A 17587-nucleotide genomic window follows, 5' to 3' on the forward strand; every position below is an offset into this window, starting at 1 on the left:
CAGCACTGGTATCCATTAACTGAGCCACCGTTTGCGGCGGCGATATGAGCGCACATCGCGGAAGGACTTGCGGCCCTCCTCGGACATGCCCAGGTAGAATTCTTTTACGTCGGGGTTTTCGCGAAGTTCGGCCGCAGGGCCATCCATCACGATACGGCCGGATTCCAGAATATAACCGTAATGGGCATATTTCAGCGCCATGTTGGTATTCTGTTCGGCCAGCAGGAAGGTCACACCTTCCTTTTCATTGATCGATTTCACGATCTCAAAAATCTGTTCCACAAGCTGTGGTGCCAGGCCCATCGAAGGCTCGTCCAGCAGCACAGTCTCGGGGCGGCTCATCAGGGCGCGCCCCATCGCAACCATCTGCTGCTCGCCACCCGAGGTATAGCCCGCCTGACTTTTGCGGCGTTCCTTCAGGCGTGGGAAATAACTATACACCATCTCAAGATCAGCGGCGACATTGGCCTTGCCATCGCTGCGAGTATAGGCGCCAGTCAGCAGGTTTTCCTCGACGGTCAGGTGCTCAAAACAATGGCGGCCCTCCATCACCTGGATCACCCCCTGGCGCACCAGTTCAGCCGGGTCCGATTCATGCACGTTCTGGCCGCGGTATTTTACGGATCCCTTCGTCACTTCGCCGCGTTCCGAACGCAGCAAGTTGGAGATCGCTTTCAGCGTTGTTGTCTTGCCAGCGCCATTACCGCCTAGCAATGCGATGATACCGCCCTTGGGGACTGTCAGGCTAACGCCCTTTAGTACAAGGATCACGTGATTGTAGATCACTTCGATGTTGTTGACTTCGAGCAGGGTCTCGGCTTGCACATCAGTCGTTTTGGCTGCATCCAGCATCAGGCTTGTCCTCATCCGTCCCGGGTTAAATCCCGAATCTTTTGCAGAGTGTGGTGCGGCAGCGTGCCGCCGCACCGGGTTCGATTGGCTCCGGGCCAGGCCCTGGAGCCCGCCGGTTTTAGTTACAGCCGGACGTGATATTGTTTTCCGCTGCATAGGCGCTGGAGTCTTCCGCAACCAATGCACCGATCACATCGCCGTCGGTTGCTTTGAAGTCAGAGATCAGCGACCAGGTTTGGCTGCTTGCGTCCCACTGGGTTACACCAACCAGACCGGGGCCACCGTGGTTTTCACAAGACACGTTGAAGGTTGGACCAAAGTTGGGCATGCCCAGGTCAACCATCTTGGCCTCGTTCATTTCCAGGGCTTGCATACCATCGCGCATCATAGCTGCGTCGATATCTGCGGTGCCGTGAATGCCTTGGGCTGTTTTCACAGCTTCAGCGGCCAACATCGCTGCGTACATGCCACGGTTATACAGAACGGTACCGATCTGATCACCTGCGCCGGCGGCCTTACCCGTATCAACAACATACTTCTGGATATGGTTGAACACAGGGAAGTCACGACCAACGTTATGGAAGGTCACCGCCTTATAGCCATTGGCTGCATCGCCAGCTGACATCACGTCATGCTCGGCACCGGACCACCAGACACCAATGAAGTTTTCCATCGGGAAGCGGATGTTGGCGGCTTCTTGAATGGCCACCTGGTTCATCACGCCCCAGCCCCACATGGTCACATAATCCGGACGCTCGCGGCGGATCTGCAGCCATTGGCTTTTCTGCTCTTGGCCTGGGTGATCAACTGGCAAAAGGCTGAGTTCAAAGCCATGCTTTTCAGCCAGCTCTTCCAGGGTGCGGATCGGCTCTTTGCCATAGGCAGAGTTGTGGTAGACCAGCGCCAGTTTCTTGCCTTTGATGTCGCCATCATTCAGCTCTAGCAAGTAGTTGACCACGCCCGACGCACCGTTCCAGTAGTTGGCAGGGTAGTTGAAGACGTTCGAGAACACTTCGCCATTCGCAGCCGAAGTCCGGCCGTAACCCATGGTGTGCATTGGAATATTATCTGCCGTCACTTTTGGGATCAGCTGATAGGTGATACCTGTCGACAGAGGTTGATAAACCAGCGCGCCTTCGCCCTTGGTCGACTCGTAGCATTCCACACCTTTTTCGGTGTTATAGCCGGTCTCACATTCGATCAGCTTGGTCATCACGCCGCCGATACCACCGTCACGCTCGTTCAGCAGGGTGAAATAATCTGCATAGCCATCCGCAAAGGGAATGCCGCCAGCCGCATAAGGGCCGGTGCGATAGCTCAGCGATGGAAACACCAGATCCGCCATCGCGGGGCCAGCGGCCATCAAGGCGCTTAGCGCCAGAGTAGTCAGTTTCATTTTCATCGGTATTCATCCTCCCATGGTGTTATCCGATGTGGATAAAGAACGAGGGTTTGATCTTATTATTCCCTCGCAACTCAGGTGCCTGCCCCGCTAGTGCGGGAAAGGCCAAAGTCGTAGTTTTTCCTTAGCGACACGCCATAACTGTGCCATTCCGTGTGGCTCGGCGATCAGGAACACGATAATCAGTGCACCGACGATAACCAGCTGAAAATGCGCCACGATATCCGTGGGCCAGCCCAGTACATCAACGCCGACAACCTTTAGTACCACCGGCAGCAGCACCAGAAAGGCGGCCCCGGCGAATGAGCCAAAGATGGATCCCAGCCCGCCGATGATCACCATGAACAGCACCAGGAACGATTTGGAGATGCCAAAGGCCTCGCCCACTTCGACCGCGCCCAGATAGACCGAGAAGAACAGCGCCCCCGAGATGCCGATAAAGAAGCCCGACACCGCAAAGGCGGTCAGTTTGGCCTTCAGCGGGTTCACCCCAATGATCTCAGCGGCAATATCCATATCCCGGATCGCCATCCAGCTGCGGCCAATGGTGCCGCGTGTCAGGTTGCGGGCGATCACAGCGCAGAGGGTCAGGAAAATCAGGCTGAACATATAGGTCGCCCAGGCCGGCGCATTGGGGCCAGTGATCAGAATGCCAAACACGTCACGTTCCGGAGCACTGATCTGGCCTGAGGCCGAGTAGTTGTAGAACCACGGCACCCGGTTGAACAACCAGACCAGAAAGAACTGCGCCGCCAATGTTGCCACCGCCAGATAGAAGCCTTTGATCCGCAGGCTTGGCAGGCCAAACACCACACAGACAATGGCCGTCATGCCACCGGCCAGCAGCACGTGCACGAACATCGACACCTCGGGCATCATGGTCATGAACTTATAGCAGGCATAGGCCCCCACCGCCATGAAACCACCAGTGCCCAGACTGACCTGACCGGCATAACCCACCAGAATGTTCAGCCCGATCGCTGCAATCGCATAGATCAGAAACGGCAGCAGAATCGCGTTGGCCCAGTAATCATTGATGACAAAGGGCACCACCAAAAAGGCAATCGCAAGAACAGCATAATACCGGAACCGATCAAATTTGATCGGGAACGTCTGGCTGTCCTGCTCGTAGGAGGATTTGAAATCTCCGGATTCACGATAGAACATATCTTAGATGCTCCCTTGTTTCTGAGCGCGATTAAGAGCCGCTGGCGTCAGTTGTTTCGTCCGTTCGGAGTATTCGCGGTTATCAGAAAACTGCGCAGCGAAGATCAGTTTGGTGCTAAACCCTTTCAATGATCTTCTCCCCAAACAATCCTTGCGGGCGGAACACCAGGAACAGCAGCGCCAGCACATAGGCGAACCAGTTCTCGGTGGCGCCACCGACCAGCGGCCCAACAGAGAATTCAAACAGCTTCTCGCCCACTCCGATGATCAAGCCACCGACGATGGCCCCGGGGATCGAAGTAAACCCGCCCAGCATCAGCACCGGCAGCGCCTTTAGCGCGATCAGCGACAGCGAGAACTGTACACCTGATTTTGTGCCCCACATGATGCCAGCAACCAGCGCCACAAACCCGGCTACCGACCAGACTAGCACCCAGATGAAATTCAGCGAAATCCCAACCGACAGCGCCGCCTGGTGGTCATCGGCCACCGCCCGCATGGCACGGCCCTGTTTGGTGTATTGCGAAAACAGCACCAGCCCGATCACCAGCAGCGCCGCCACAACCGTCGCCACCATGTCCAGATTGTCGATAAAGAAGCCGTAGAAATTGTCACTGCCCAGACCGGCGGTCATATCCTCGATCCAGAACGATCCCCCCTGCGGCAGGCCAATGTCCAGCTTCTTGATCTCCGACCCCCACATCAGGTCCGAGACACCCTCAAGGAAATAGGCCAAGCCAATGGTTGCCATGAACAGAATGATCGGCTCTTGACCCACCAAATGGCGCATCACCAGGCGTTGCACCAGCCAGGCAAACAGCACCATCACGCCAACGGTCAGCAAGATCGCCAGGAAGGCCGGCACATGCCAGCCAAAGTGGTGAATATCAGTGCCAAACACCGCATTGATAATATGGCTGAACGGCACCTGGCCATTCATGATCCCCACCAGCGTCATAGCCGCAAACAGCGCCATAACCCCTTGGGCATAGTTGAAAATTCCGGACGCCTTGTAGATCAACACAAAGCCCAGCGCCACCAAAGCATAGAGCACTCCGGCCATCAGCCCGTTGATGAACACCTCGGTGGCAAAAAGAAACTGATCAGGCATCATAGCCCCCTATAAAGTCTGTCAGAAAGTCAGTCATTGGACACCCCCAGATAGGCGTCAATCACCTGCTGATTATTACGCACCTCATCCGGTGTGCCGTCGCCGATTTTCTTACCATAATCCATCACCACCACCCGGTCGGACAGATCCATCACCACGCCCATATCGTGTTCGATCAACGCAATCGTGGTGCCAAATTCGTCATTCACATCCAGAATAAAGCGGCTCATGTCCTCTTTTTCCTCGACGTTCATGCCTGCCATCGGTTCGTCCAGCAGCAGCAATTTGGGCTCAGCTGCCAGCGCCCGCGCCAGTTCCACCCGCTTTTTCAACCCGTAGGGCAGTCGTGCCACCGGAGTTTTACGAATGTGCTGGATTTCCAGAAAATCAATGATCTTCTCGGCCACTTCGCGATTGGCGACCTCTTCCGCCTCAGCTTTGCCTTTCCACAGAGCCTGTGAAAACAGGCCTGCTTTCATATGGCCCAACCGTCCAGTCATCACGTTGTCCAGGACGCTCATACCTTCAAACAGCGCGATGTTCTGGAATGTCCGCGCGATACCTTGCTGTGCAACCTCATAAGGGCGCATCTGGGGCCGCGGCTCGCCGTGGAACCAAACTTCACCTTCTTGCGGGACATAGAACCCGGAGATCACGTTCAGCATCGATGATTTACCGGCACCATTGGGGCCGATAATCGCGCGGATCTCGCCCTCACGGATGTCGAAACTGATGTCCTTGATCGCCACCACGCCGCCAAACCGCAGAGTGATGTTCTTCATCTCCATCACCACGCCGCCGATTTTACGGCCGTCTGCTGTGATATATCCGTCTTGCATATCTTTCACGACACCGCGCCCTTCATCTTTTCAGAAATACTCCCGCCGGAGGCTTCACTGTGCCGCAAAGCGGCTCCCGTCCTCGCGATGTTCATTCTGCGGCCACTTTCTGCGCCGTCACCGGCGTCACCTCGGCGTCACCAATGTCCAGCGTCGCACTGATCGCGCCCTTGCGGCCATCTTCATAAGTGACCTCGGTCGTGGTCGAAATTTGCGGTGAACCATCATAAAGTGCCCCAATGATGTCGGCAAACTTCTCTTCGACGATCCGGCGGCGCACTTTGCGGGTGCGAGTCATCTCACCATCGTCAGCGTCCAGCTCCTTGTGCAGCACCACAAAGCGATGCACCTGGCAGCCCGACAACATCGGATCTTCAGCCACGGATTTATTGACCGCCGACACATGTTCACTGATGCTTTGCAGCACCTTGGGATGGCCAGCCAATTCCTGATACGAGGCATAGGCGATGTTGTTGCGTTCCGCCCAGTTGCCCACCGCGGTCAGGTCAATGTTGATAAAGGCAACACAACGATCCTGCCCATTGCCGAACAACACTGCTTCCAGAATATCAGGGTAGAACTTCAGCTTGTTCTCGACAAACTTGGGCGCAAACATGCTGCCATCGGCCATTTTGCCAACGTCTTTGGCGCGATCGATGATCCGCAAATGGCCTGAGTTTTCCTCAAAGAAGCCCGCATCGCCAGTTGCCACCCATCCTTCGGCATCTTTGGTATCCGCAGTGCTTTCGGGGTTCTTGTAATATTCCACAAAGGTGCCCGGCGAACGGTAGAAAATCTCGCCATTGTCGGCGATTTTGATTTCCACATCTGGGGCCGGAACACCCACAGTATCTGCACGCACTTCTCCATCGGGCTGCACGGTGATGAACACTGTAGCTTCAGTCTGACCGTACAATTGTTTCAGATTGATACCCAGTGAGCGATAGAATTCAAAAATTTCAGGCCCGATTGCCTCGCCGGCTGTGTAGCCGACACGCACATTGCCAAAGCCCAGGGTATCCTTCAGCGGACCAAAGACCAGCACATCACCCAGCGCGTATTTCAACCGATCCATGAACCCGACCGGTTTGCCGTCCAGAATGGCCGGTCCCACTTTCTTGGCATGCGCCATAAAGTGATGGAACATACGCTGCTTCAACTTGCCGGCGTCTTCCATGCGGATCATCACATTGGTCAGCTGCGTTTCAAACACCCGTGGCGGCGCGAAATAGTAGCTGGGACCAATCTCACGCAGATCGGTCATCATGGTCTCGGCGCTTTCGGGACAGTTCACACAGAACCCGGTCCAGTAGGCCTGACCGATGGAAAAGATGAAATCGCCAACCCAGGCCATCGGCAGATAGGCCAGAACTTCGTCATCCAGACCCAGCTTATCAAATTCCGAGGCGTTCTTGGCGCTTTCAATCACATTGCGGTTGGATAACACCACGCCCTTGGGTTTGCCCGTGGTGCCCGAGGTATAGAGCATCACGCAGGTGCTGTCGTAATTCAGCTCGCTGCGACGTGATTTGAGTTCGGGAATATACTCGTCATAGGCCGCGCGGCCCTGATCCTGCACATGGCTGTATTGGTGCAGCTGCGAGTGGTCATATTTACGCAGGCCCCGTGGATCCAGATAGATCAGGTGTTCAAACTGGTGCAACTGGTCCTGCACCTCGATTACCTTGTCGACCTGTTCCTGATCGGTAACGATCACAAAGCGGGCGCCACAATGGCTCAACACATAGGCCATCTCTTCGGCATTGGCGTCCTGATACAACGGAACCGGGATCGCGCCCACGGATTGAGCAGCAACCATCGCCCAGTACAAATAGGGGCGGTTGCGGCCAATCACGGCGATGAAATCGCCCTTGTTGACACCAAGATTGATGAAACCAAGCGCCAGCGCCTCGATCTCTTTTTCTGCCTCAGCCCAGCTCCAGCATTGCCAAATGCCAAATTCCTTCTCCCGGTAAGCGGGCGAATTCGCGAACTGCGTTGCGTTGCGTTGAAGCAGCGCCGGCAGGGATAGCTTTCCCTCGGCGCCTGACTGCATCTGAGCCAATTTTATTCTCCTCCCTCTCCGACCCCCCTCGGCCGGATTGATCGCTTTTGGCGATTCTGATCCCGATTAGGGACGCTGCAATGATTGACCGTCAACTTTTTCCTGAAGGTTTCCCAATTGTTACGAATTGTAACAGCCTTAAATCAATGCCTGATGCGGTGCTATTTTGCTGTAACGCCCCTTTGACAGGCCCGCGCAGGATGATAGCCATATCGCCGAGGGACTGATGAACAAAACAAGCAAGCAAACCACTGCAATGACCATGGCCGGGCTGAACCTGATCGCTCAGGCCCTGTCGATTTACGACGATGATCTTAAACTGGCGGTCTGCAATCACCGGTTCCAGGAAATGTTCGGCCTGCCCGATCACCTGACCACCCCAGGGGCCCGGTTTGACGATACCATCCGCTTTATTGCCGCCAGCGGTGAATACGGGCCGGTGGAGAATATCGATGAACTGGTTCAGGCGCGGGTCGATCAGGCAATGGATTTTGCACCGCACTATATGGAGCGTGAACGTGGCAACGGCCAGTTCATCTCGGTCGAGGGTGCACCTTTGCCCAATGGTGGCTGGGTCACCGTCTACACGGACATCACCCCCACCAAGCAGGTTGAAAATTTACTGCGCGCCCGCTCAGAGGAACTATCCGAACAAGTTCTGGCTCATACCGAGGCCCTATCGGCGGCAAACCGGAAACTGGCCGCGTCGAATACCTCGCTGATAGAGACCAAACGGCAATTGACCGACATCGAGCGCCACACCCGGCTGACCACTGAAATGATGCCGGCCCATATCGCCCATGTCGATCAGGACGGGTATTACACCTATACCAACCGTCGCCTAAGTGCTGTGTTTCCAGGCCGCCCATCCAAAATTCTGGGGATGCATATCGCAGAGGCTTTGGGAGACACCAGCCATGCGCGGATCGAGCCACACCTGCAAGCCGCCTACACCGGCAGTAGCCCAGTCTTTGAATTCACCGAAGACCACAGCAGCCGCCGCATCCGCGTGGCCCTGACCCCCGATCCTGCTGGCGGCATTTATGTTCTGTCGATGGACGTCACCGAAGAAACCCAGACCCGTGTGGCCCTGCAACAGGCCCGCCGCCGCGAATTGGCAGCGCAAATGACCAGCGGATTGGCCCATGATTTTTCCAATCTTCTGACCATCATTTTAGGCATGCAGGGGCGGTTGGAAAAGATGTCGCTAACTCCGGACGCTAATGATCTGGTGCAGGGCACCCTGTCAGCCGCCCGGCGCGGAGGCCGGTTGCTGAACCGGATTGCCGATATGACGGGTCACCGGACTCTGCGGCCTCAGGCCACCGACATACACACCCTTCTTCACGAGCTGAAAATCCTAGCCTCGCCATCACTGCCGCAGGCAATGGGCTTGAGCGTGCTGGACAATACCCCCGACGGAGCGCTTTTACTTGATCCCGGTTTGCTGCAGGACGCCTTGCTGAACCTGATCCTAAATGCCCGCGATGCCTGCAGCGCGACCGGACAAATCACCGTCAGCGCCCATATCGTTGGTCAAACCTGGCTTGAGCTCAGCGTCAGTGACACTGGCCCCGGATTCTCGGCCGAGGCCCTGAACAAGGCGCTCAACCCATTTTTCACCACCAAAGGCAGCGAAGGGTCAGGCCTGGGTCTGCCGATGGTCTATGACACGGTGAAACTGGCCGGCGGCGACGTCAGCATCGGCAACACCATTTCAGGGGCACGGGTCACCCTGCGTCTGCCGTATCGCAAAGCCCCAGATGCCCAAGGCGGTCTGGTCTTGCTGGTCGAGGACAGCGAGGAGCTGCGCGCGACGTTCCGCGACATGTTGGTTGATTTGGGTCATTCGGTCATCGAGGCCACCTCGGTTGACGAAGCCTGCGCGCTGATGGCGGATCTCAAGGATATATCACTGGTTCTGTCCGACATCCGGCTGCACGGCGAGGCCACCGGACTGGATCTGCTGGACCGGTTACAAGGATCGGGACGTCCGATCATATTGATGACCTCGCTGCCACCTCAAGACCCCCTGCACTATTCAGCGTTGAAATCTGGTCCTGTGCTGCAAAAACCCTTTACCACTGCGCAGCTCTCGGCGCTGCTAAACGCGGAGACCGTGGCATGACGACGCCCCTGATTACCATTCTGGACGATGAACCCGAAATCCGCCGTATTTTGACCGAGGCGCTGGACGAGGCCGGGTTCCGCACCCAAAGCTTTGCCCGCGCCCGCGAATTCGAGGCCTCGCTGAAACGGGTAACCCCGGATGTTTGTTTGGTCGATCTGTCGCTGCCGGATACCGATGGATTGTCGCTGGTGCACAGGCTGGCATTAGAACAGGGGGCCGCAGTCATCATCATCTCGGGCCGGGCCCAGGTGCAGGATCGGGTGACCGGTCTGGAGCTGGGGGCGGATGACTATATCACCAAACCCTTTGATCCGGTTGAGGTCGTGGCCCGTGTCCGGGCCCGGCTGCGCAGTGGTCCGCGTCCCGCGGCCCAAACCAGTGACATTGCCCATTTCTCGGGTTGGACCGCACATTTCGACCGTTACATGCTGGAGGATGACAGCGGCACCGAGACGCCGTTTTCCCATGCTGAGGGTGAGGTGCTGAGGCTGTTTCTGGACAGCCCCAAGCGCCTGATCTCACGCAGCCAGATGCAGGAAATGCTGGGCGGCGCGGCCGGTGACAGCTTTGACCGGGCGATGGATGTGCGCATTTCACGCCTGCGCACCAAACTGCGCGAAGATCCCAAGAATCCCCGCTTGATCAAGACCATCTATGGGGCCGGATATATCTTTTTGGGTGATGTCAGCTGGGACTGAGTCATTAAGTTGCATCGATCCTGCATCGACCTAATATCATGATAGAATTGAGATTGTAGCAGAGACTTTTGAACAAGGGATTTCCCCATGACAAGACTAAGTCGCCAAATAATAACAGCAGCAATCACGACTTTGCCGCTCATGGCTGCAGCCCCGTCCGTTGCGCAGGTCAGTCAGCCAAATATCATTTATTTGCTGGTCGATAACTGGGGTTGGGGTGACATCGGGCTGCAGGGAAGCATTGTTCCGACGCCGGAAATAGACGCGCTGGCAGCACAAGGTATGCGGTTTTTAAACTTCAACATCGAAAACCAATGCACGCCAACCCGCTCCGCCATTCACACCGGCCGTTTGCCAATCCGCTCTGGGACGCAGAAAGTTGCGGCGCCGGGCGAGCCTGACGGGCTTGCGCCTTGGGAATACACCATCGCAGAGCTGCTTTCGGATGCGGGGTACAAGACGGCCCTGTTCGGCAAATGGCACATCGGGTCGCAAGTTGGTCGCCATCCCAGCGATCAGGGCTATGACGAGTGGTGGGGGATCAACGAAGGATCAAACGCTGCTGCTTACACGTCGACGGCTGAGTTCGACCCCGCCGTCGCCGCCACGCCACATTTTTGGCAAGGCAAAAAAGGCGCGCCGTCCTATGAAACCGAACTGTATGACATCGCCGGGAAAACAACATTCGACCGGAAAATAACCGACCGCGCCGTCGATTACATTCAACGCAATGCCGACGCGGAAGACCCCTTTTTTCTATATGTCGGCTTCACCCAATTTCACCCACCCTGGGTGGTTCATCCAGAGTTCGACGGGGTCTCAGGGGCGGGGTATTATTCGGACATCAAATACGAGGTGGACCACAACATTGGTCGCATTCTTGAAACGCTTGAAACAGCCAATGCCGCCGAAAATACCATTGTCATCCTGACTGGCGACAACGGGCCGGGCACGTTGCCGCAGGGGCTGGGCTATGCAACTGGCGAAGTTGGCGGGTCAACTGGCCCTTGGCGCGGCGCATTGAGCACCGGCTACGAGGGTGGATTGCGGACCCCCGGCATGATCCGGTGGCCTGGTGAAATTCAACCCGGTGTTGTGACCAATGAAATCATTTCCGTGCTGGATATTTATCCAACGCTGGCCACTTTGGTGGGCGCATCTGACCGCATACCAACAGACCGACCGATTGATGGGATCGACCAGAGTGCCTTTTTGCTTGGCAATCAGGAAACCTCTAATCGCCAGCATATTGTCACATTTGTCGGTGATGATGTGTTCGCAGTGAAATGGCGGGACTTGAAAGTGCATTTCCTTGTTGCCGAGGCAACTTTTTCGGAAATCAAAAGGCTTACTTTTCCACAGGTCTATAACGTCAAAGAAGACCCCGCGGAACAGTTTGAACTTTGGGGTAACGAAGGATTTTCCCATGCTTGGGTGATGACCCCGGTGACCAAGATTCTAACCGACCTAACCCAGAGCATGGCAGATTTTCCAAACATTCAGCCCGGTCAAGATTTCTCTGGTTACGAGTAAATATCAAAGGAGACAAAGCAGACAATGGATCCAGCAGGGTCTCACCTCTTGCCGTCGTGATTCCCACGCGCTACGATTCGGCTATGGCCACCTGTCTGCTCTATCGCCAAATCCCCGCCCGCGTTCCGCGATACTATCGTGTCGAACTGGCCATGAACCTGTTCTCCGAGGTCTCTGTGCTTCGCGAATGGGGCGTGGCCGGGTGCAATGGACAAAGTGCCATCAACATCTTCACCAACCTGCGTGATGCCTCGGTTGCAGCAGACCGGTACCGCAACCGGGCGTTAAAGCGCGGTTACGCCAGAGCCTGAACCGCCCCGGCGAGGACCTGCAATCCAAGCACCAGATCTGCCTCGTCTGTGTCTTCATCAAAGGCATGGCTGATGCCACCGATCGAGGGCACAAACAGCATCGCCACCGGCATCACTGCCGCCATGTTTGACGCATCATGCAATGCCCCGGACGGCATGCTCCGCCACTGACCGGGGGCCGTCGCTTCGGCAGAGGCCGCCAACCTGGCCTGCAGGTCAGCATCCATCGGCACCGGCTCAATCCCCATCACTGGTTCAAGAACAGCTTCCAGCCCACGCTCGGCAGCTGTTTCTGTCGCCAGATCGTGAATGATTTCGCCCATTCGGCGTAAGCGCTCGACGTCCCGGTCACGCCATTGCATCGAAAATGTCACCCGCCCCGGCACAACAGATGAGGCATTGGGGTGCACAGATACATGACCAATGGTCCAAACAGTCGATGGTGTCACCACATCAGCCAGGCGCGCGTTCAGTGCGCTGTTGAACGCGGACAAACACTGAAACGCGTCCTGACGCAGATGCATTGGAGTGGTGCCAGCATGGTTTTGACGACCGACAAAGCTGATCCGCATGTCGCGAATACCAACGATATCGCTGACCACGCCAATCCGGTCGTCGCTTTGATCCAGTGACGGACCTTGTTCGATATGCATTTCAAGAAAGCCGCTAAAGCGCTCATGGGGCAGAAAGTCGCTGACCAGATCTGCCATCCGCTCTCGTGCGTCCCGCATGGAGACACCGCTGTCATCAGTAAGAGCATCTGCCTGCACCAGCGAGAGATTGCCCGACCAGACATCCGATCCGGTGGTCACACCAAAGCGGCCCTCCTCGTCCTGAAAGCTGACCACTGAGACCGGTGATCCACCCGCTTCCTTGGCGGCGCGGGCGATTTCCAGCCCGGCAATCACCCCCAGCGCCCCGTCCAACCAACCGCCCTCAGGCTGGGTGTCACTGTGCGAGCCGACCAGCAAAGAGCGGTCACCGCCAAGGCCAAACAGGTTTCCGACCGGATCATAATGCACCTCCAGTCCGGCCTCTGTCATACGCGAGGCCAACCACTGCCGCGCAGCGATATCGGCATCACTATAGGCGCGGCGCACCACGCCCTTGCCGACACCCGAGGCTCCAAAGCTGCGTAACTTATGCAAGTCGGCCAAAAATCTCTCAGCATTCACATTCATTTTTGGTCCTGCCTTTTGGATCTGATGTTCAGGTTGTTCCACAGCAATTTGCCGCTGGCAACACCGGGCCAGTCTGTTGCTACAATCGAAACTTGCTTAACAAGTGAAAGCCTCTCTTTCCACTGCCGCAATCCTCGCCTAAGACTTTGCCGTCAGATATAGGAACTGCTGCATGTCTCACATCACATTAGTCCGCCACGGCCAGGCCAATACTGGCGCCCGGGACGAAGAAAGCTATGACAAGCTTAGCCCGCTGGGTCACCAACAGGCTGCCTGGTTGGGCGATCACCTGCGCGACAGCGGTGCCCACCATCCGCGGGTCTATTGCGGCACCCTGATCCGGCACTATGAGACGGCGCAGGGCATGGGCGTCGCCGACAACATAATCCGCGACCCCCGGCTGAACGAGATGGAGTATTTCTCGCTCGCGCAACAGATGGAGAAGCAACACGGGTTGGACATTCCAACCGAACGCGAAGGCTTTGTGCATCATCTACCGACTGTTTTTGCGGCCTGGGCAGCAGATGAAATTGACAATCCACCCGAAAGCTGGGGCGACTTTAACAGCCGCGTCAGCGCTGCTCTGTCTGAGATTGCCGAAGGTGAGGGCCCGGCACTGGTGGTGACCTCAGGCGGGTTGATTTCTATTGCAATGCGTCAGGCATTGGATCTTGATACCAAGGCGACGGCGCGTATGGCTCTGGCCATCATGAACAGTTCGATGCACCGGTTGCACCCGATCGGTGGCCATCTATGCCCGGTGCTGTTCAATGCCGTGCCACATCTGGACATGCCCGACCGCCACTACGCCCAAACTCATCTGTAATTCCAGCACCCACAAGGATTCGACATGCAGCTCTATTGCGCCCCCGGTACCATCTCAATCGCCGTCGCTATTGCCCTGCAAGAGGCCGGGCTGGAGTATGAGACCATCAAAATCGACTTTGCAGCCAAGGAACAAGCCGGGGCTGGTTACGGCCAAATCAATCCCAAAGGCCGGGTGCCTGCGCTGGTTGTTGACGGCGGCATCCTGACCGAAACCGGGGCCCTGCTTGAATATATCGCAGACATCGCCCCCGACGCCAATCTGCGTCCCAGTGATCCCTTGATGCTGGCGCGCATGCGCGAGGTGATGTTCTATCTGGCCTCGACGATGCATGTGGCCCACGCCCATAAGATGCGCGGCAGCCGCTGGGCCAGTTCGCCATCTTCCTACAAGGACATGAAGGCGAAGGTGCCTCAAACCATGAGTGACTGCTGTCACTACATTTCGTCGAACGGATTGCGCGGACCCTTTATACTGGGCGAACAGATCAGCATCGCTGATTGTTATCTCTATACGATCTGCACCTGGTTGACAGGCGACGGGGTGACGCTCGATGACTTTCCAAAAATCAAAACATTCATGACCACCATGGAACAACGCGACTCGGTGCGTACGCTCTATGCTGACGGTCTGCTGTAAAGGACAATACTATGACACATCTCTGGGTTCGGGCCGAACAACGCCTTAACGAAGACCGCGTCGGGCTTACCCCTGAGGGCGCCCAGGCGCTGATGCAGGCGGGCCTTAAAGTCACAATCGAGCAAAGCTCGGTTCGGGCGATCCCACTGCAGGGCTATATCGATGCAGGCTGCGACATCGCGCCCGAAAACAGCTGGCCGCAGGCGCCATCCGATGCCATCATCTTTGGTCTCAAGGAACTGCCCGAGGACGGCACCCCACTGCCGCACCGCCACATCATGTTTGGTCACGCCTATAAAGGGCAGCATTCAGGCAAGGCGCTGCTGGATCGTTTCAAGGCTGGCGGTGGCACCCTGTATGATCTCGAGTATCTGGTTGAGGAAAACGGCCGTCGGGTGGCCGCCTTTGGCTATTGGGCCGGCTATGCCGGTGCTGCGGTGACGTTGAAAACCTGGGCCGCCCAGAAAGTCGGCGGCAGCTGTGGTCCGGTTGGCGTTTACCCCAGCAAAGACACCCTGCTGGCAGAGCTCGGCGCCGAGCTGGACGCCACTGGCACAGACCGCCCCACTGCCATGGTTATCGGTGCCATGGGCCGGGTCGGCACCGGTGCCGCTGATCTCTGCGAGGCAATGGGTGTCACCGTGACCAAATGGGACATGGCTGAGACCGCCAATGGCGGCCCCTTCCCCGAGATCCTGGCCCATGATCTGTTCCTCAACTGTATCTTTGCCCGTCCCGGCACCCCGGTGTTTGTGCCCCGCGACGCGCTGGATGCCCCCCGTCAGCTCAGCGCCATCGGCGATGTCGCCTGTGACCCGGACAGCGATTACAACCCGGTGCCCGTCTATGACCGCGCCACCACCTGGGAGGCCCCGGCCCTGCGCGTTGCCACAGACCCGGTGCTTGACGTGATGGCAATCGACAACCTGCCGTCAATGCTGCCGGTCGAAAGCTCGCAGGACTATAGTGCTCAGTTGCTGCCATCGCTGCTAACACTGGTCGATCTTGAAACTGGTGTCTGGGGACGGGCTGCGGCCACGTTCCGCGACCACACCAAAGACTAATCACATGTGCAGAGGTGGGTATTCGCACCACCTCTGCACCACTCGAAAAACCCATATGAGGGAGAGACACTCATGACCATTCACTGGTGCGGCACCGGCCTTTCGGCCATTCCCGGTCTGCGTCGCCTGCTGCAGGCGGGACATGACGTTGCGGTGTGGAACCGCACGATCGACAAGGCCCAAGAGGCCGTCGGTGACCTGACCAAAAACATCCAGGCCTTTGACATCGACAGCCTGACCGCGCAGGTCACCGCCAAGGACGTCATCGTCTCGATGCTGCCCGGCGATTGGCACGTGCCATTGGCTGAACTGGCCATCGCCAAGGGCGCGCATTTCGTGTCGTCCTCCTACATTGCACCTGAAATGCGTGCTCTGAACGATAAGGCCCGCGCCGCCGGGGTTGCTTTGGTCAACGAGGTCGGACTTGATCCCGGCATCGACCACCTGATGGCCCATGCTCTGGTGGACGAGTACAAGGCATCCGCCGCCTATGATGCCGGCAACGACATCAGCTTCATCTCTTATTGCGGTGGCGTCCCCAAGATCGCCAATGACTTCCGTTACAAGTTCAGCTGGTCCCCTTTGGGCGTACTCAAGGCCCTGCGCTCGCCATCCCGTTCGATCCGCGACCACGCGCCGCTGGATGTTGCCCGCCCCTGGGATGCCATCTCCAGCTACACCGCGCCGCTGCCAACCCCGGAAACCTTCGAGGTCTACCCCAACCGCGACTCGCTGCCCTTTATGGAACAGTATGAGTTTGGCACTGACTGGTCGGTCAAAGAATTCGTCCGCGGCACCCTGCGCCTGAACGGCTGGACAGCGGCTTGGGATGGTGTGTTCAAAGAGGTCGAAACCCTGTCCGGCCCCGAAGGCGACGCCCGGCTCAAGGACATGTCCGACCAGTTCTGGCAAGACCACGCCTATGACGAAGGCGAACCCGATCGCGTGGTTCTCTGCGTTGATCTGAAGGCTGAAAAAGACGGAACCAAGGTCTGGCACAAATCTTATGTCATGGATGCCTGGGGCGACGACAACGGCACCGCCATGGCCCGCCTGGTTTCGATCCCGGTTTCGCTGGCCATCGAGGCTACGATGAACGGCCAGATCGCTGCCGGTGTGCACGCCGCTCCCAGTGATGCCAAACTGGTTGCCGGTTGGATGTCGGAAATCGGCAAGCTGGCACAGCACCTGGAACTAACCGATCAATTGGCCTGACACCCATCGGGGGCCGGCCGATCGCTGGCCCCTGTCCAAAGATCCCTAGTTCATCTGGCTGAAAATATCCCGGGGAGTTTGAGGGGCTGGCCCCTCAAGACCCGCAATAATGATTTGCGGCCGGAAACGCCTGGCACGATACCGTAGTACCCGGCTCACCCACTATGGGCTCCGCCCGTCCTCGCCTGAAATGCTCTCCCAGAGCATTTCCAAGACGGCGATGACTACATTAAATCATCTTCTGCTTCTTGTGCGGAAATGCCCAAGGCATCCAGCCCATTCTCCAAATGATCCGACAGATGTGGTGTCCCCAACAAATAGTCAGCACAGGGGGTCGAGGCATCCCGTTTTACCGTCATAATTGCCTCTGCAAGATCTTCAGCAAAAAAGCTCTCCCGACCGATCCACATGACCGCCACCAGCTCGGCTTGTTCATCTTCGTTCAGCCGATCGATAAAGGCACGCAGCTCTCCCTCTGCCCGATGCAACTCGCGTGCCATCATCGCCACCTGCGCTATTTTTCGGGTAGAAATGTTCAACATAACTTGGCTCC

16 protein-coding genes are annotated in these 17587 nt (G+C 57.1%); 8 read left to right on the forward strand and 8 right to left on the reverse strand.

Annotated elements, in window-relative coordinates; all coding sequences use genetic code 11:
• Nucleotides 1-15: 15 nt before the first annotated feature.
• The 6 genes from EBB79_RS18865 to EBB79_RS18890 all read right to left on the reverse strand — a co-directional run bounded on the left by EBB79_RS18865 (nucleotide 16) and on the right by EBB79_RS18890 (nucleotide 7427).
• The gene (locus tag EBB79_RS18865; protein WP_127750367.1) at nucleotides 16-852 is read right to left on the reverse strand and encodes an ABC transporter ATP-binding protein; all 837 of its coding nucleotides are present in this window, start codon (nucleotides 850-852) and stop codon (nucleotides 16-18) included.
• 118 nt (nucleotides 853-970) lie between these two features.
• Nucleotides 971-2254 (reverse strand): ABC transporter substrate-binding protein, encoded by a 1284-nt coding sequence (locus tag EBB79_RS18870; RefSeq protein ID WP_127750368.1) that lies wholly within the window; start codon nucleotides 2252-2254, stop codon nucleotides 971-973.
• A gap of 90 nt (nucleotides 2255-2344) precedes the next feature.
• Nucleotides 2345-3421: a branched-chain amino acid ABC transporter permease gene (locus EBB79_RS18875; RefSeq protein WP_127750369.1), complete on the reverse strand. Its 1077-nt coding sequence runs from the start codon at nucleotides 3419-3421 to the stop codon at nucleotides 2345-2347.
• Nucleotides 3422-3536: 115 nt separating this feature from the next.
• Entirely contained in the window at nucleotides 3537-4532 is a 996-nt protein-coding gene (locus EBB79_RS18880; RefSeq protein WP_127750370.1) for a branched-chain amino acid ABC transporter permease, read from the reverse strand.
• Between the two features lie 29 nt (nucleotides 4533-4561).
• Nucleotides 4562-5371 carry an ABC transporter ATP-binding protein gene (locus EBB79_RS18885; RefSeq protein ID WP_127751061.1) on the reverse strand — a complete coding sequence of 270 codons (810 nt, stop codon included), beginning with the start codon at nucleotides 5369-5371 and terminating at the stop codon, nucleotides 4562-4564.
• A gap of 91 nt (nucleotides 5372-5462) precedes the next feature.
• Nucleotides 5463-7427 carry an AMP-binding protein gene (locus EBB79_RS18890; protein ID WP_127751062.1) on the reverse strand — a complete coding sequence of 655 codons (1965 nt, stop codon included), beginning with the start codon at nucleotides 7425-7427 and terminating at the stop codon, nucleotides 5463-5465.
• 235 nt (nucleotides 7428-7662) lie between these two features.
• Between EBB79_RS18890 and EBB79_RS18895 the strand changes: the two genes are divergently transcribed.
• The 4 genes from EBB79_RS18895 (at nucleotide 7663) to EBB79_RS18910 (ending at nucleotide 12109) form a co-directional block, all read left to right on the forward strand.
• A complete protein-coding gene (locus tag EBB79_RS18895; protein ID WP_127750371.1) occupies nucleotides 7663-9564 on the forward strand; it encodes a hybrid sensor histidine kinase/response regulator in 1902 nt (633 codons plus the stop codon).
• Nucleotides 9561-10265: a response regulator transcription factor gene (locus EBB79_RS18900; protein ID WP_127750372.1), complete on the forward strand. Its 705-nt coding sequence runs from the start codon at nucleotides 9561-9563 to the stop codon at nucleotides 10263-10265. The genes EBB79_RS18895 and EBB79_RS18900 overlap by 4 nt, the downstream gene beginning before the upstream one ends.
• A gap of 87 nt (nucleotides 10266-10352) precedes the next feature.
• On the forward strand, nucleotides 10353-11798 hold the full coding sequence (locus EBB79_RS18905; RefSeq protein ID WP_127750373.1) for an arylsulfatase: 1446 nt from the start codon (nucleotides 10353-10355) through the stop codon (nucleotides 11796-11798).
• An 83-nt stretch (nucleotides 11799-11881) separates the two neighbouring features.
• Entirely contained in the window at nucleotides 11882-12109 is a 228-nt protein-coding gene (locus EBB79_RS18910; protein ID WP_127750374.1) for a WGR domain-containing protein, read from the forward strand.
• Here the strand turns inward: EBB79_RS18910 and EBB79_RS18915 are convergent.
• The gene (locus tag EBB79_RS18915; RefSeq protein ID WP_127750375.1) at nucleotides 12094-13290 is read right to left on the reverse strand and encodes a hydantoinase/carbamoylase family amidase; all 1197 of its coding nucleotides are present in this window, start codon (nucleotides 13288-13290) and stop codon (nucleotides 12094-12096) included. The two genes, EBB79_RS18910 and EBB79_RS18915, sit on opposite strands and share 16 nt — an antisense overlap.
• A gap of 172 nt (nucleotides 13291-13462) precedes the next feature.
• Between EBB79_RS18915 and EBB79_RS18920 the strand changes: the two genes are divergently transcribed.
• The 4 genes from EBB79_RS18920 (at nucleotide 13463) to EBB79_RS18935 (ending at nucleotide 17034) form a co-directional block, all read left to right on the forward strand.
• On the forward strand, nucleotides 13463-14116 hold the full coding sequence (locus EBB79_RS18920) for a histidine phosphatase family protein (protein WP_127750376.1): 654 nt from the start codon (nucleotides 13463-13465) through the stop codon (nucleotides 14114-14116).
• A 24-nt stretch (nucleotides 14117-14140) separates the two neighbouring features.
• Nucleotides 14141-14755, forward strand: a complete 615-nt coding sequence (locus EBB79_RS18925; RefSeq protein ID WP_127750377.1) for a glutathione S-transferase family protein — start codon at nucleotides 14141-14143, stop codon at nucleotides 14753-14755.
• An 11-nt stretch (nucleotides 14756-14766) separates the two neighbouring features.
• A complete protein-coding gene (locus EBB79_RS18930) occupies nucleotides 14767-15819 on the forward strand; it encodes a saccharopine dehydrogenase (protein WP_127750378.1) in 1053 nt (350 codons plus the stop codon).
• A 72-nt stretch (nucleotides 15820-15891) separates the two neighbouring features.
• Entirely contained in the window at nucleotides 15892-17034 is a 1143-nt protein-coding gene (locus EBB79_RS18935; protein ID WP_127750379.1) for a saccharopine dehydrogenase C-terminal domain-containing protein, read from the forward strand.
• Between the two features lie 224 nt (nucleotides 17035-17258).
• On the opposite strand, the gene EBB79_RS18940 is transcribed toward EBB79_RS18935, so the two are convergent.
• Nucleotides 17259-17576 carry a DUF3775 domain-containing protein gene (locus tag EBB79_RS18940; protein ID WP_127750380.1) on the reverse strand — a complete coding sequence of 106 codons (318 nt, stop codon included), beginning with the start codon at nucleotides 17574-17576 and terminating at the stop codon, nucleotides 17259-17261.
• Nucleotides 17577-17587 lie beyond the last annotated feature (11 nt).

The organism is Parasedimentitalea marina, assembly GCF_004006175.1.
Lineage (GTDB): Bacteria > Pseudomonadota > Alphaproteobacteria > Rhodobacterales > Rhodobacteraceae > Parasedimentitalea > Parasedimentitalea marina.